This is a genomic window from Pseudomonas sp. NPDC077649 (genome assembly GCF_044542855.1).
Taxonomy (GTDB): Bacteria; Pseudomonadota; Gammaproteobacteria; order Pseudomonadales; family Pseudomonadaceae; genus Aquipseudomonas.
The window spans coordinates 279,107-294,686 of sequence record NZ_JBITVF010000002.1 but is presented as its reverse complement, the minus strand read 5'-3'; the positions used below and the strand labels follow the sequence as shown (position 1 = coordinate 294,686).

The window sequence follows — 15,580 nt, the reverse complement described above, 5'->3', positions numbered from 1 at the left end:
TTAGGTTGTTGCGCTAAGGAAGCGACAAGCTAGGCACTTCGTGCAGGGATGCTGCCTGGCTTTTTAGGTGTTTGTGGGTAAGGTTTATAACGCCGTGCTGAGTGGGGTCGAGTAACTAAAAGATATGAATAATGCAAGCTAGGAATCGTGGAATAGTAACGGGTATTATCGGTGGTGCTCTGGGGAAGTTTATTTCACTGGCGGCGCCTTTCGTTGTTATGCCTGCAATGCTGCGCTATTTGGGAGAGGCTGATTTTGGAGTTTGGATGACTGCAGTTTCTCTTACGAGTGCAGCAATGTTTTTGGATTTCGGGATTGGTAATGGGTTGTTGACACGGCTATCTAGGGCGTTTGGTCTAGGAGACTATGTCACTATGCGCTCTTACATTGTAAGTGCGTATGTAGCACTTACTGTTGTAGCGGTAGTGCTGGGTATCAGCCTTGTAGTCGTTTACGTGATTGTCAACAGTGGATGGGTAAGTTTCACATATCAGGTAACTGCTAATTTTTTAGCTATCGCAGCAGCATGCATTTTTACTTTCATATTTGGCATCCCTGCATCCGTAATTCAACGGGTGATGCTTGCTTGCCAAAAAACATGGATGAGCAATGTATGGCAGATCATGGCTGCCTTGCTTTCTGTTGTGCTTTGCTTGTTGTCGATCTGGCTAAAAATGGCCAGCTGGATGGTTGTTCTCGCATATGCGTTACCTCCAATCGTCATGATGTTCTGTTCTGCTTTCTGGTTTTTCTCTAAGCATCTTGAGCTAAAGCCAAAATTAACCGAATTTTCTCGGGCATATTCTTTCGACCTATTGTCCATTGGCTCTCGCTTCTTTGTACTGTCGATCTTCACATCGATTGCGCTGAATATCGACAACTTTATCATCGCACAGCGTCTAGGGGTCGAGGCGGTAACCGAATATTCGGTTCCAGCAAGGTTGGCCGGGCTCCTAGGGTTGGTAGTCAACGTACTATTCATGCCTCTCTGGGCCGCAAATGGTGAAGCATTGGCAAAAAATGACTATGTATGGCTCAGGCAGACCATGATGAAAATGAGTTTTCTGGGCGGGGGGGCGATACTTATTTTGAGCATACTCCTGATCGCGCTAAGTACCCCAATTCTCAACTTATGGATGGGCAGGAGTTTCGAGGGGCAAGAAGCAAATATAGCCGCACTCTGCCTACTGTCATTTTTTATGGCTGTGACTTCTCCTTTCAATATGCTTCTCAATAGTGCTGGTGATTTGAGGGTTCAAGTAATGGCATGGAGTTTGTTCTTGTTGGTAACAGTGCTTGCAAAGTACTGGTTCATCTCGGGGCAAACCGTGTGGGTTGTTCCGTTGATCAGCGCCCTAGCCTACCTATTTATTATTTCCCCTTTCGTTGCTTTAAGCGCTCGAAGAATTGTGCGCGGATGAAACTGAGGGGGATAGAGATCAGATCGCTGCCATTTTGGGCTGAAACTAAATGTTTGGTTTAATTTCTCTACTTGCGGTTTTAGTGTCTATTCTGTGTGGGGTAGGTTGGTTTGCTCTGCTTCTCTATGGAGTCCTAGGTTCGGACAGAGACGGATATGCGTTTCTGCAGTATCTATCTGAAGGGAACGAATATTACAAATTTTTCATGAGGGGCATGTTTTTGCTCATCTATGGTTACTGTTCTTTATACTATATTAAAGTGCGGCATACCCTCGCTGGAAGTCTAAATGTTGCGATAATTTTCTGTCAGGTTCTTAGCTTCTATATACTGCTCTCCAGCTTCTTAAAGGGCTACGGACCTTTAGAGGTGCTCTCGTTTCTCGTTTATTCCGGTGTTCCTGTGTTTGTCTCCTGGGTTGTTTATTCTTCGCAAAAAGATCATGCAAGAGGTTTTCTGATTTTTGTATTTGTGCAGGTGTTTTTGGCGATATTGGTGCTTGCTTTTCCGGGGTTGGAGTTTCTTGATGGTGGAAAATATAAAGCATTAGAGGGGGTCTATGTTTTGCCTCGAGATGGAATAAGTCTAGATATTCCCGGGGTGTCAACCATGAAGGGAGATGTCGGTGCATATGCCCAGTTCCATAATCCTAATGCCTTAGGCTTCTATTCGGTAGTGTCGATTGCTTGCGGTATTGCTATATTGCTTGGGCGGGCTAGCGCATTAAAATATATTGCTGGTTTTGTTTTTATTATCTTGGGCGGCATGGCTTGGTTGAATGCTTTGACAAGAGGTCCGATGCTTCTCCTTATATTGGCTATTGGCGTGATCCTATTATTTTATCCTATTGATAAGCATAGGTTCGGGTTGCATTTAAAGTCATTGTTCTTGCTGCTCGTGGCGACGCTTCTTGTGTTGGCATTAATGCAGTTTCAAATATTTGCCTATTTGGTTCCTGACTCCTCGTCTGTGTCAGTATCCGCAAGATTTATTGGGTATGCGCGGGGAGTCGAGGCCATTTTCACTTACCCTCTGTGGGGGGTAGGCATGGACTGGGAGTGGGGAGAGTTGGGGTATCCTCACTTTATCAGCTTGGCATTCGCTGCTGATTTTGGGATATTTGCCGGTGTGCTTATATCGCTAATGATCTTCGGTGGCGGGGCGGTGGTTGTAGTTGAGTTGCTGAAAAAAATATCTAATAGGCGAGGTGAGTTTGGGAGTTTGGCAAGCGGCGTTTTTCTGGTTTTCATTGTGTGGGGGGTCGCGTCGACGAATAATATTGTCTCGCCAATTTTATTTTGGATTTGTCTTGCTCAGGCTTCATTGCTGGCTTTTCCTTCGCAGTATAGAAGGTAGTTTTAAGTATAAAAATTGTGAGCTTTATATCTATCTGTTTTTAAAAAATGACTCTCTAGACCTGTGTCAGATGTCTTGGGGCGTGTGCGGTGATGTCGGATATGTCACATTAAGCTAATTATGTTGAGTGGAGAGTCTTGGTTTATTGGCCCCGGAAGTAATGTTCATTTTGTCAGTGGTGCAAACTCACCATTCACGATGGCGGGGCTGGTTGTTAGAGGAGGCTACGCTTGAAATGATTGCTCCGATAGTCGTTGGTGTCGGCTCTATCGTTACAGACCTCCGAGTAATGGTGCACATGTGGGAGTGTTTTATGCGTTCCTTGGATGACGTACCTAACGTCTGGCAAAGAACGCTCCCTTGGTTATGAGGCTCTTTCTGTGAAATATAAGGAAGCGCCCCTGAAAGAGCATTTTTGAGTTAATGGTGTTAGTCATGGATAAAAAGTGGGTTGCATATGTTGGGCCTATAAAATTCCCTTGGGGGCAAGCAGCGTCAAAGCGCGTCAGAGGTAATGCGCAGGCCATTCTTGAGCTTGGATACGATGTAATTGTCGCCAGTGGTGAGAAGGCTTCGCCTGTGCAGCGGCTGGAGGAGACAGCATCTGGTGCTACCTTGTCTTGGTGCGGGCTTGGTGAACTCCGAGAAAGTGGCAGGAGCCTAGGTAAGCTTCTTCACCAGTTGTTCTTTTGTGGTAGTAGAACTGCGAAGTGGTTAGATAGGCAAGAAAAGAAGCCTGAGTTTGTGATAGTTTACGGTGGGTTGTCGACCTTCGCTTGGCATGTCAGGCGCTGGTGTCGTGCAAATAATGTTCCGGTGGTAATTGATCTTGTTGAATGGTATGACCCAAGCCAGATGTTGGGTGGGCGATTTGGGCCCTTCTATCTTAGTTCATGCATAGCAATGAACTGGGTATATCCCCGCTTTGATGGTGCAATAACAATTAGTACCTTCCTAGATAGTCATTTTAAGAAAAATTATCCTACTGTGATTGCTCCGCCTCTTTTGCAGGTCCCGCTTTCTTCGATTATGCAATCTATGTCTGGGCGGTTAAATCTGATATATGCAGGTACTCCAGGGAAAAAGGACTTGCTGAAAGATATAATTCTCGGGGTCGAGGAAGCTGTGTCACTAGGGCGCAATGTAAAGCTAACTATCCTTGGTCCCGACTGTGAAGAGGTCAAGTATTTATGTGGGCTGGACAGTTTGCCTTCCTCTGTGTCGGTCTTAGGAAAGGTCTCGCAGCAGGAAGTTGAGGCCTACTATCGGGCAGCCGATTTTAGTGTGATATTGCGCGAGTCAGAGCGTTTTACGAATGCTGGCTTTCCTACTAAATTTGTAGAAAGTCTTTCGTTTTCCACTCCGGTCATATCAAATATAACGTCTGATCTTGGTATGTATTTGAAGGACGGTGTAAATGGCTACGTCGTGAGTTCGGTTGGGGTGGCGGATATAAGTAGTGTTCTTTGTAAGGCTGCTGACCTTTCTGGAGGCGAGAAAAGCGAAATGCGAAAACAAGCGCTCGTAACAGCAATTGAGTCGTTTTCGCCGAGCAGTTATTCAGAAAGGTTTAGGAGTTTTTTTGATCGCGTCGGGAGTTCGCGATCCGGGCGGAGTGATTTGTTATGAGCTTGCGTGTTCTTTTGGTGTCCCCGTTGCCGCCGCCATACGGTGGAATAAGTCATTGGACGGGGATGATAGAAAAACACTCTAAGTTGCAGGGTAACTTAGAGTTAAAGGTTCTAGATATATCTCCTCGTTGGCGCAGTGTATATGATTATGCAGTTTGGAAGCGCGCCCTGGGTGGTGGCATTCAATTGGTTCGTGACGTTTTCCGGTTTCTCCACCTGCTGTACAGATTTCGGCCAGATGTTGTGCATATCACTACACCCGGTCAGATGGCGTTGGTGAGGGATGTATTTATCTTGCTAGTGGCTCGAGTTGTTGGGGTTCGATCTGTTTATCATATAAGATTTGGTCGCGTTCCGGTGTTACTGGCTAGAGATGCAGGTCTTGAAGCAAAGCTTTTTAAATTTGCGGCGCGTCTTGCTGGTGTAGTTGTGTCTATCGACAAAAAGACATTTGATGCTGTGTCTTCACTGTCAAGAGTAAGGCGATCCCTTCTCATTCCAAACTGCTATGACCCAGCGGTGCTGCCTGTTGTTAATGTGGAGTTGAAGCAGGTAGTGTTCATCGGATGGGTAATTCCAACAAAAGGCATAGAAGAGCTTCTGGACGCTTGGTCTTCTCTTCGGCGGGAAGGATGGACACTGTTGGTGGTTGGTCCCGGAGACCCGGATTACGTCAATTCACTCGCTTTGCGATCTGACGATTCAGTGAAGTTTCTTGGTGGCATGAGCCACCCAAAGGCAATGGAGGTTCTTGCCTCGGCGAGCATGCTCGTACTTCCAAGCCACACCGAAGGTTTCCCCAATGTGGTTCTGGAGGGGATGGCGCTAGGTAAGGCAGTTGTGGCTACCAGTGTCGGGGCGATCCCCGAAATGTTGGCGAGCGAGTGCGGTACATTGGTGCCAGTTAAGGATCGCCAGAATCTGGCGGCAGCGATCGGCGAGCTCATCTTGAATGATGCCAAACGAAAAAGCCTAGGGGCTGCAGCATTGTGTCGGGCAAGGGAAGAGTTTTCGCTGGATAAAGTATTTAGCTCTTACCATTCGGTCTGGGCTGACCGCAAACTAGATGTCTAATTTTGAAGGGTTGAGTGGTTTATATGTTTAAAGATAAAAAACTTTTTATTAGTGGTGGTACTGGATCATTTGGTAATGCAGTCCTGAAGCGTTTTCTGGATAGCGATATTTCCGAAATAAGGATATTTAGTCGGGACGAAAAAAAGCAAGATGACATGAGGAGGCGATACGCCAATTCAAAACTAAGGTTCTATGTTGGCGATGTTCGTGACTTTCGGAGTTTGTTGGACGCTACTCGCGGCGTGGATTACATTTTTCATGCCGCGGCATTGAAACAGGTACCCTCCTGCGAGTTCCATCCGATGGAGGCGGTCAAGACCAATGTGATCGGTACTGAAAACGTGTTGGAGGCAGCGATCCAGAATGGTGTCAAGCGCGTTGTCTGCTTGAGCACTGACAAAGCGGTTTATCCGATCAATGCCATGGGTATTTCCAAGGCGATGATGGAAAAGGTCATGGTCGCCAAGTCGCGCAATGCCGATGATGATAGGACAGTCATTTGCGGTACTCGTTACGGCAATGTCATGGCCTCGCGTGGTTCGGTGATCCCCTTGTTTATCGAGCAAATTCGTGCCGGTAAGCCGCTGACGTTGACCGACCCGAACATGACTCGTTTTATGATGACGCTGGCCGATGCTGTTGATCTGGTGCTGTATGCCTTCGAGCATGGCAACAACGGCGATCTGTTCGTGCAGAAGGCACCTGCGGCGACAGTCGAGATCCTGGCCCGAGCACTGACACTGATGCTCGACAAGCCTGAGCACCCGATTCAAGTGATCGGCACGCGGCATGGCGAAAAGCTGTATGAAGCACTGCTTAGCCGTGAGGAAATGGCTTGTGCCGAAGACATGGGCGATTACTATCGCGTGCCGCCGGATTTGCGAGACCTCAACTACGCGAAGTTTGTCGAGCAGGGCGAAGAGAAAATTTCTCATATGCAAGACTACAACTCGCACAACACCGAGCGCTTGGATGTCGAGGGGATGCAGCGTCTGCTGCTCAAGCTGGATTTCATGCGTGCCATCCAGCGTGGTGAGCACGCCACCCCGGAGGAGTGATCGATGAAAGTACTGGTCACCGGTGCCAACGGCTTTGTTGGGCGGAATCTTGTCGCGCATCTGGGGGAGCGACAAGATATAGAGGTGTTGCGCTTTACCCGGAATGATTCGTTAGAGACTCTGTCGGAGCTTGTAGAGCAGGCAGACTTCGTGTTTCACCTGGCTGGCGTCAATCGCCCGCAAGATCCCCTGGAGTTTCAAAGCGGCAATGCTGACCTGACGCGTAAGTTGTGTGAGGCCATTGAGGCCAGTGGCCGGCAAATTCCTCTGCTGTATACCTCATCCAGTCAGGCTGAGTTGGACAACCCATATGGCAGTAGCAAGAGAGGTGCCGAGGAGGCGCTGCTCGATCTGGCTAACAGGCATGGCTCTGTTGTGCACCTTTTCCGCTTACCCAACGTGTTCGGCAAGTGGGCGCGCCCGAATTACAACTCGGCGGTGGCGACCTTCTGTCACAACATCGCTCGCGACCTACCTATCCAGATCAACGACCCCCAGGCGTGTATCACCCTGGTTTATATTGATGATGTGATTGGCCATTTCATTGCGGTAATGGAAGGTCGGCTGGTCGGTACCCCCTTTATTACGGTCGATCCGCAGTACGGCATCACGGTTGGCGAACTGGCAGAACAACTGCGCATCTTCCGCGACAGCCGTGGCACGTTGATTACCGAGGCGGTCGGCACTGGGTTTTTGCGTGCGCTGTACTCCACCTACCTCAGTTATTTACCGCCCGAGAGCTTCACTTACGAGGTGCCGAAATATGGTGATTCGCGTGGTGTGTTCGTTGAAATGCTGAAAACCCGCGACTCGGGTCAGTTTTCCTTTTTTACTGCACATCCGGGCATTACCCGAGGTGGCCATTACCATCACTCCAAGACGGAGAAGTTCCTTGTTATCAAGGGCAAGGCATGCTTCCGTTTCCGTCATATTGCTACTGGCGAATTCCATGAACTATTCACCATGGGAGACAAGCCGGAAATAGTCGAAACTGTACCCGGTTGGACCCATGACATCACCAATGTCGGTGATGACGAGATGATCGTGATGCTCTGGGCCAACGAGATTTTTGATCGCGAACACCCGGATACCTATGCGCGCCCTGTTGGTACCGAGGCATAAACGTAGCTGTGAAGAGAATTGCAATGAAGAAGCTAAAAGTCGTTACCGTAGTGGGTACGCGCCCGGAAATCATCCGTCTGTCACGGGTCATGGCCAAGCTGGACCTGTACTGCGAGCATGTACTGGTCCACACCGGCCAGAATTATGATTATGAGTTGAACGAGATATTCTTCCAGGATCTTGGTATCCGGAAACCGGATCATTTTCTCAACGCCGCTGGCACGACAGGTGCTGAAACCATCGGTAACGTGATTATCGCCGTGGATCGCGTATTGGCAGAAGTGCAGCCGGAGGCCTTGTTGGTGCTGGGTGATACCAATAGCTGCATGGCAGTGATTCCAGCCAAGCGGCGCAAGATCCCGACTTTCCACATGGAAGCTGGAAACCGTTGTTTCGATATGCGTGTACCGGAAGAAATCAACCGCCGCATCGTGGACCATACTGCCGATATCAACCTGACCTACAGCACCATCGCCCGTGACTATCTCTTGCGAGAAGGACTACCGCCGGACATGGTGATCAAGACCGGCAGCCCGATGTTCGAGGTGCTCAATCACTACCGTGATGGTATCGAGGCTTCGGACGTGTTGGAGCGCTTGGGGTTGGAGGCAGGGAAGTTTTTTGTGGTCAGCGCTCATCGCGAGGAGAATGTCGATTCCGACCGGAATTTTCTCAAGTTGGTGGATGTGCTTAACACCGTGGCTGAACACTATGGCTACCCGGTGATCGTCTCCACCCATCCGCGTACCCAAAAGCGTGTGGACACCATGGGTGTGAAGTTTCATGCCAATGTGCGTCTACTCAAGCCCTTAGGCTTCAAGGATTACAACAAACTGCAGCTCAAGGCTAAGGCGGTGCTGTCAGACAGTGGCACCATCAATGAAGAGTCCTCGATTCTCAACTTCCCGGCGCTGAACATCCGTGAAGCACATGAGCGCCCGGAGGGCATGGAAGAGGCCGCTGCGATGATGGTTGGATTGGAAGTCGAGCGAGTCATGCAGGGATTGCAGATACTGGAGTGCCAGGCACGTGGGGAAGAGCGTGGCTTGCGCATGGTAGCCGACTACAGCATGCCTAACGTTGCTGAAAAAGTGGTGCGGATCATTCACAGCTATCGCGATTATGTGATGCGCAATGTCTGGAAACGGAACGACTGAGCTTTCGTATGCCTGAGCAAAAGTTGAAAGTTCTGATCGTCAGCCAGTATTTCTGGCCGGAAAACATGCGTATCAACGATCTCGTCGAGGGATTGATACAGCGTGGGCACGAAGTCACCGTTTTGACTGGCTGGCCGAATTATCCTGAAGGACACGTATTCGAGGATTACCGCCGGTCACCCGAGCAGTACGCCGAGTATCGGGGGGCAAAGATCGTGCGGGTGCCGTTCATTCCACGCGGCAAGCGTAGCATCACTCTTATCCTGAACTACGTGTCGTTCTTCGTTAGTGGCTCTGTGCTAGGCAGTTGGAAGCTACGCGGAAGAGAATTCGACGCGATTTTCGTCTACGCGGTATCGCCGATCATGTCGGCTATTCCTGCGCTGGTGATCGGTAGGTTTAAGCGGGCGCCTGTGTTTATCTGGGTTCTGGATCTGTGGCCCGAGACATTAAAGGCGGTTGGTGTATTGAGTAATGCGCGCCTGCTTGCTCTAGTGGGCAAAGGGGTGTCCTGGATATATAACAGGGCCGATTATTTGCTCCTTCAATCGAGAGCTTTTGGCCCCAGTGTGCAGAAGTACTGTACGCGGGAAATGCCTTCCGAGCGGCTGGTGTACTTCCCAAGTTGGGCCGAGGACGGTTTTTCTAGCCTGCCGGCGGAGGGATCGTCTCTGATCAAGCGTGATCCGCAGTCTTTCACCATTCTGTTTGCCGGCAACTTGGGTGAAGCGCAGGACTTTCCCGCCATCTTGGATGTCGCCGAGGCTTCGCGCGGCAAGTTGGCCATACGTTGGTTGATCGTCGGAGACGGCAGGATGAGCGAGTGGCTGGAGCGGCAGGTCGCCGAGCGGGGGTTGGACAATGTTTTTCTATTGGGTCGCCATCCTCTGGACGCCATGCCCCCTTTGTTTGCGACGGCAGATGCATTACTGGTCTCGCTGAAAACTAATGAAGTCTTCGAGAAAACCATCCCTGGCAAGGTGCAGGCCTATTTGGCAGCCGGTAAGCCAATCCTGGGGATGATCGATGGTGAAGCCGCCCGTGTCATTGAAGAGGCTGGTGCCGGTCTGGCTTGTTCTTCGGGGGATCGTCAGGCCTTCGCCAGTATTGTCGAGCAGATGGCGCTCATGAGCTCGCCGCAACGGGAGGCGATGGGGGCGTTGGGTAAACGTTACTATGAAGAACATTTCTCCAAGGGAAAGCTCTTCTCGGATCTTGTGAGTTTGTTTCGTCAGGCCACTCTTAGGGACAGCAAGCCATGCTGAAGAAAGTGCTGTTGACCGGTGGTACAGGTTTCGTTGGGAGGACTGTACTCGATCGCCTTTGTAGGGACGGCCTGAACGTAGTTGCCTGTTCGCGAGCCGAGACGATGAATGTGCCAAGCGGCGTTATGCATTTGTCCGTGCGTGGACTCGATTCCAACACAGATTGGAAACCTGCACTCGACGGGATCGAGGTGGTTATTCACAGCGCTGCTCGCGTTCACGTGATGCACGATACCTCTTCCGACCCACTCGCCGAGTTCCGCAAGGTCAATGTCGAGGGCACGTTGAACCTTGCCCGCCAGGCGGCGGTATCGGGTGTGCTCCGCTTTATCTTTATCAGCTCGATCAAGGTCAATGGTGAAGGAACCGCACTTGGTAAGCCCTACACCGCGGACGATACGCCGATGCCCGTCGACCCTTATGGCATTTCCAAGTTGGAGGCTGAGCAGGGCTTGCAGGCACTCTCGCAAGAAACCGGGATGGAGGTGGTGATTATTCGGCCGGTCCTGGTCTACGGGCCAGGCGTCAAAGCCAACTTTCGCAGCATGATGAACTGGTTGAAGAAAGGCGTCCCGTTGCCATTAGGTGCCATTCACAACAAGCGCAGTATGGTCGCGCTGGACAATCTGGTTGATCTGATCGTGACCTGTATCGACCACCCGAAGGCTGCCAATCAGGTGTTCTTGGTCAGCGATGGGGAGGATCTGTCCACGACCGAGCTGCTGAGACGTACCGGGCAATCTCTCGGTAGGCCAGCCCGGCTCTTGCCCATACCGACCTTCATGTTGGCGACAGCCGCTCGATTACTGGGTAAGCCCGGTATTGCCCAGCGTCTGTGTGGTTCGCTGCAGGTCGACATCGGCAAAACCCGTGCATTGTTAGGCTGGCAGCCGCCTGTGACGGTCGATGAAGCGTTGGCCAAAACTGCTCGCCATTTCCTGGATCAGTACTAAATGTCTCTCTGGTTATTTTTGCCGGTTGTGGCCGGCCTGGCTTTGGCTTTGACCGGTGTTTTGCGTCGGTATGCCTTGGCTCGCAGCATCATCGATATCCCCAATGCACGTAGCTCGCATACGGTGCCTACGCCGCGCGGTGGGGGAGTGGCCATCGTGGCAAGTTTTCTTCTGGCCCTGCCTTTGGCCGCTGTATCTGGTTTGGCAAGTTGGTCGGTCGTCGTGGCGCTGTTGGGGGCAGGAGCAGGGATTGCTCTGCTGGGGTTTCTCGATGATCACGGTCATATCGCTGCGCGTTGGCGGTTGTTGGGGCATTTCGTCGCGGCCATTTGGGCCTTGTTCTGGCTGGGCGGGCTGCCGCCGCTGAGCCTGTTCGGCATGAGCTTCGACCTGGGCTGGCTGGGGCATGCGTTGGCCGCGCTCTACCTGGTTTGGTTGCTCAATCTCTACAATTTTATGGACGGTATCGACGGTATCGCCAGTTTAGAGGCCATCTGCGTATGTATCGGCGGCGCTTTGCTCTTCGTCTTATCCGGGCATGCGGGCGAAGCGGCCTTGCCGTTGCTGATGGCGGCGGCTGTCGCCGGCTTTCTGTTTTGGAATTTTCCACCCGCTCGCATTTTCATGGGGGATGCCGGTAGTGGCTTCCTGGGCGTTTCCCTGGGCATTTTGTCGCTTCAAGCGGCTTGGGTGGCGCCGCAGTTGTTGTGGAGTTGGCTGATTTTGCTCGGCGTGTTCGTGGTGGATGCGACCTTCACCCTGTTGCGGCGTTTATTGCGCGGCGACAAGGTTTATGAGGCGCATCGCAGCCATGCTTATCAATATGCCTCACGCCGGTTTGGTCGACATTTGCCCGTAACCCTGGCGGTCGGTGCGATCAATCTGCTGTGGTTGCTACCCATTGCCCTGTGGGTTGGCGCGGGAGGGCTTGATGGGGGGCTGGGCGTAGTACTGGCCTATACACCCCTATTGGCCTTGGCCGTCAGGTTTCGGGCTGGCGAGCTGGAGCGTAAATGAAGTCGGAGCGTACTTTACTGGTGCTGGGGGCTGGCGGTCATGGTCAGGCGGTTGCCGAGGCGGCATTGCTATCCGGTGATTGGCAGCGTGTGTTGTTCGTGGATGATCGCTGGCCGCAACTGACGGAGTCGTCTGGCATTGCGGTAGTTGGCAATCTGCAGTCTGTGGCCGCCTTGTCATGCGAGGTCGATGCCGGGATCGCGGCCGTGGGCAACAATGCGCTGCGTCAGCGCTGGCAGGAGGCGCTCACTGTTGCGCAGATCCCGCTGGGGCGTGTGGTGCACCCGCGAGCTTGGATTAGCCCTAGGGCTGAAGTTGGGGGTGGTTGTGCCGTTATGGCCATGGCCGTGGTAGGCACCAATGCGCGTCTCGGAGACGGTGTTATTGTGAATGCCGGTGCGATTGTCGATCACGATGCGGTGGTGGCGGATTTCGCGCATCTGGGCGTCGGCGTCAGTTTGGCTGGCGGAGTGCGGGTAGGGGCTGCGGCTTGGTTACAGGCCGGCTGCAATGCAGGTTACGGGGTTGTGGTTGAGCGTGGTGTCGTTGTTCTTCCCGGCACTGCCCTGACTTCCATGGAGTAAGGAACGGATATGGTTTGGCATCGGGTTGATCAATTTCGTCAGCAGCTGTTGCGCTTGCCCCGGCGGAAAAAGCGCGTGCTGCAGGTGGTTGTCGATGTGGTTTTGGTCTGGATCGCCCTGTGGCTGGCCTTTGTTGTGCGCTTGGGCGACTTCGGTGCCGTGCATCCCTTTGCCGGGCATGGCTGGTTGTTCATCAGTGCACCGCTGATTGCACTGCCTTTGTTCATTCGCTTTGGCATGTACCGGGCTGTGATGCGCTATCTGGGTAACGATGCGCTGGTTGCTATTGCCAAGGCTGTTTCGCTTTCGGCCCTTATATTGGCCTTGGTGGTGTACTGGTACCGGGAAAGCCCTATAGCGATACCGCGCTCGATGGTCTTCAACTACTGGTGGCTGAGCCTCGTCCTGCTGGGTGGCCTGCGTCTGATGATGCGGCAGTTCTTTATGGGCGACTGGTTCGATCCCAATGTGAGAGCGAATGTTGCCCGCGGTGATGGTCGTGTGCGCGTGGCTATCTATGGCGCTGGCGCGGCAGGCAATCAGTTGGTCGCCGCTTTGCGGATGGGGCGCTCTATGTTGCCGGTAGCTTTTATCGACGATGATTCTTCGATTGCCGGCCGGATAATCGCCGGTCTGCGAGTGTACAAGCCCAAGCATATCCAGCAGATGATCGACGAAACCGGGGCTGAAGAGGTGTTGCTGGCTATCCCTTCGACCTCGCGTGGTCGCCGCCGGGAGATGTTGGGCATGCTGGAAGCTTACCCGTTGCACGTCCGTTCGGTGCCGGGATTCATGGATTTGGCCAGTGGCAAGGTCAAGGTCGATGATCTGCAAGAGGTGGATATCGCCGACTTGCTCGGCCGTGATGCGGTACCGCCACAGCGGGAGTTGTTCGAGCGCTGCATCAAGGGGCAATCGGTATTGGTGACTGGTGCGGGCGGCTCGATCGGTTCGGAGCTGTGCCGGCAGATTCTGTCCTCTGGCGCCCGGGTTCTGATCCTATTCGAGCACTCCGAGTTCAACCTCTACAACATTCATCGCGAGTTGGAGCGGCGCATCGTGCGTGAGTCGCTGAGCATTCAGCTGGTACCAATACTTGGCTCGATTCGTAATCCGGTGCGGCTGCAGGATGTATTGCGTACTTGGCAGGTCAATACCGTTTATCACGCCGCAGCCTATAAGCATGTGCCGATGGTCGAGCACAATATCGCTGAAGGGGTGCTGAACAACTTGTTGGGCACGTTGTATACCGCGCAGGCGGCGATCAAGGCTGGTGTGGCGAATTTTGTCTTGATCTCAACGGACAAGGCGGTGCGTCCGACCAATGTCATGGGGAGCACCAAGCGACTGGCTGAGATGGTCTTGCAGGCCTTGAGTCGCGAGGCCGCGCCTGCGCTGTTCGGCGACGCAGGTGTGCATCAGGTCAACAAGACTCGTTTCACCATGGTGCGCTTTGGTAATGTCCTGGGGTCATCGGGCTCTGTGATCCCCTTGTTTCGTGAGCAGATCAAGCGCGGCGGCCCGGTCACGGTGACCCACCCGAACATCACCCGCTACTTCATGACTATCCCGGAGGCTGCGCAGTTGGTGATTCAGGCGGGCTCGATGGGGAAGGGCGGCGATGTATTTGTGCTCGACATGGGGTCACCGGTCAAGATCGTCGATCTGGCGGAGAAGATGATCAGGCTGTCCGGTCTCAGCGTGCGCTCTGAGTCCAATCCGCATGGAGATATCGCCATCGAGTTCTCCGGTTTGCGCCCTGGTGAAAAGCTCTACGAGGAATTGCTGATCGGCGATAACGTGCAACCGACCGAGCATCCCATGATTATGCGGGCCAATGAGGAATACCTTGCTTGGGACGTGTTCAAGGAGCGTCTTGCTTCCTTGCTTACTGCGGTTGAAGCAGATGACTTTGTGCGAGTTCGGCAGTTGCTGCGCGAAACCGTGAGCGGGTATGTGCCGGACGGTGAAATTGTCGATCACATTTATATCCAGCGTCGAACCGATGCATGAGAGGTAGTTTGACAATCTGAGAGTAGCGTCTAGTTTTTCCTCCGTGGAGCTTGGAAGTCCCACATGGATCAACTCACGAAAGGATGCACATCATGCTGAAAGCCCGTCTTTCTTCCCTGCTGTTCGCTGTTCTCGCTTCTCTCTCCCTGGCTGCCGTGGCCGCCGAAACGCCGAAATCCGAAAGCGCCAAGCCGGCTGCCGTGCAGGTGGCGCAGGTGGCCGTGGTCAACCTGAACACCGCCGATGCGGATACCCTGCAGCGCGAGCTGGCGGGTATCGGCGAGACCAAGGCCAAGGCGATCGTGGCGTACCGTGAGGAGCATGGTAACTTCGCGTCGGTCGACGAGTTGCTGGAGGTCAAGGGGATTGGCCAGGCGACGCTGGAGAAGAATCGCGACAAGTTGAGTGTGAACTGACGCCTGGCGGCGTTGCCATTTGGGCCGGTCCTTGACCGGCCTTTTTGCTTTTAGGCGGCGTATTTTGTCGGCGCCAGGCCTTGGCTCTCGAGTGCTGCCGGTGCGCACGGCGCACCCTAGGTTGGGTGTCCACAGGCAATAAAAAACCAGCGGTCAGGCTGGGTTTTCGGATATGGCTCCGCGACCTGGACTCGACGGCGTCAGCCGAACGCGCTTTAGCGCGGCCCCGAAGGGGTGAGCGAAGCGAATAACCTGGGACAGGGTCCCTGGTGAGAGTCCACAGGCAATAAAAAACCCAGCGGTTAGGCTGGGTTCTCGAATTTGGCTCCGCGACCTGGACTCGACGGCGCCAGCCGAACGCGCTTTAGCGCGGCCCCGAAGGGGTGAGCGAAGCGAATAACCTGGGACAGGGTCTCTGGCGAGAGTCCACAGGCAATAAAAAACCCAGCGGTTAGGCTGGGTTCTCGAATTTGGCTCCGCGACCTGGACTCGACGGCGCCAGCCGAACGCGCTTT

At 53.0% G+C, this 15,580-nt stretch carries 13 protein-coding genes; all 13 read left to right on the top strand.

The features are described from left to right. The first annotated feature begins 131 nt into the window (after positions 1 to 131). The 13 genes from ACIGFL_RS08445 to ACIGFL_RS08385 all read left to right on the top strand — a co-directional run bounded on the left by ACIGFL_RS08445 (position 132) and on the right by ACIGFL_RS08385 (position 15,065). On the top strand, positions 132 to 1,421 hold the full coding sequence (locus ACIGFL_RS08445) for an oligosaccharide flippase family protein (RefSeq protein ID WP_397496853.1): 1,290 nt from the start codon (positions 132 to 134) through the stop codon (positions 1,419 to 1,421). A gap of 214 nt (positions 1,422 to 1,635) precedes the next feature. Beyond that, positions 1,636 to 2,775 carry a hypothetical protein gene (locus ACIGFL_RS08440; RefSeq protein ID WP_397496852.1) on the top strand — a complete coding sequence of 380 codons (1,140 nt, stop codon included), beginning with the start codon at positions 1,636 to 1,638 and terminating at the stop codon, positions 2,773 to 2,775. A 435-nt stretch (positions 2,776 to 3,210) separates the two neighbouring features. Next, complete coding sequence (locus ACIGFL_RS08435) at positions 3,211 to 4,404, top strand: glycosyltransferase family 4 protein (protein ID WP_397496851.1); 1,194 nt, start codon at positions 3,211 to 3,213, stop codon at positions 4,402 to 4,404. Beyond that, positions 4,401 to 5,480, top strand: a complete 1,080-nt coding sequence (locus ACIGFL_RS08430) for a glycosyltransferase family 4 protein (RefSeq protein WP_397496850.1) — start codon at positions 4,401 to 4,403, stop codon at positions 5,478 to 5,480. Before ACIGFL_RS08435 ends, ACIGFL_RS08430 begins: the two co-directional genes overlap by 4 nt. A 23-nt stretch (positions 5,481 to 5,503) precedes the next feature. After that, positions 5,504 to 6,538 (top strand): polysaccharide biosynthesis protein, encoded by a 1,035-nt coding sequence (locus ACIGFL_RS08425; protein ID WP_397496849.1) that lies wholly within the window; start codon positions 5,504 to 5,506, stop codon positions 6,536 to 6,538. Positions 6,539 to 6,541: 3 nt separating this feature from the next. Continuing rightward, complete coding sequence (locus ACIGFL_RS08420) at positions 6,542 to 7,660, top strand: capsular polysaccharide biosynthesis protein CapF (protein ID WP_397496848.1); 1,119 nt, start codon at positions 6,542 to 6,544, stop codon at positions 7,658 to 7,660. A gap of 23 nt (positions 7,661 to 7,683) precedes the next feature. After that, a complete protein-coding gene (wecB, locus tag ACIGFL_RS08415; RefSeq protein ID WP_397496847.1) occupies positions 7,684 to 8,817 on the top strand; it encodes a non-hydrolyzing UDP-N-acetylglucosamine 2-epimerase in 1,134 nt (377 codons plus the stop codon). 8 nt (positions 8,818 to 8,825) lie between these two features. Continuing rightward, positions 8,826 to 10,082, top strand: coding sequence for a glycosyltransferase family 4 protein (locus ACIGFL_RS08410; RefSeq protein WP_397496846.1), 1,257 nt, complete (start codon positions 8,826 to 8,828; stop codon positions 10,080 to 10,082). Further along, positions 10,076 to 11,035, top strand: coding sequence for a UDP-glucose 4-epimerase family protein (locus ACIGFL_RS08405; protein WP_397496845.1), 960 nt, complete (start codon positions 10,076 to 10,078; stop codon positions 11,033 to 11,035). The genes ACIGFL_RS08410 and ACIGFL_RS08405 overlap by 7 nt, the downstream gene beginning before the upstream one ends. Continuing rightward, positions 11,036 to 12,052, top strand: a complete 1,017-nt coding sequence (locus ACIGFL_RS08400; RefSeq protein WP_397496844.1) for a glycosyltransferase family 4 protein — start codon at positions 11,036 to 11,038, stop codon at positions 12,050 to 12,052. Further along, on the top strand, positions 12,049 to 12,636 hold the full coding sequence (locus ACIGFL_RS08395; RefSeq protein WP_397496843.1) for an acetyltransferase: 588 nt from the start codon (positions 12,049 to 12,051) through the stop codon (positions 12,634 to 12,636). The genes ACIGFL_RS08400 and ACIGFL_RS08395 overlap by 4 nt, the downstream gene beginning before the upstream one ends. A gap of 9 nt (positions 12,637 to 12,645) precedes the next feature. Further along, on the top strand, positions 12,646 to 14,649 hold the full coding sequence (locus ACIGFL_RS08390; protein WP_397496842.1) for a polysaccharide biosynthesis protein: 2,004 nt from the start codon (positions 12,646 to 12,648) through the stop codon (positions 14,647 to 14,649). A gap of 92 nt (positions 14,650 to 14,741) precedes the next feature. Continuing rightward, the gene (locus ACIGFL_RS08385; RefSeq protein WP_021445111.1) at positions 14,742 to 15,065 is read left to right on the top strand and encodes a helix-hairpin-helix domain-containing protein; all 324 of its coding nucleotides are present in this window, start codon (positions 14,742 to 14,744) and stop codon (positions 15,063 to 15,065) included. Positions 15,066 to 15,580 lie beyond the last annotated feature (515 nt).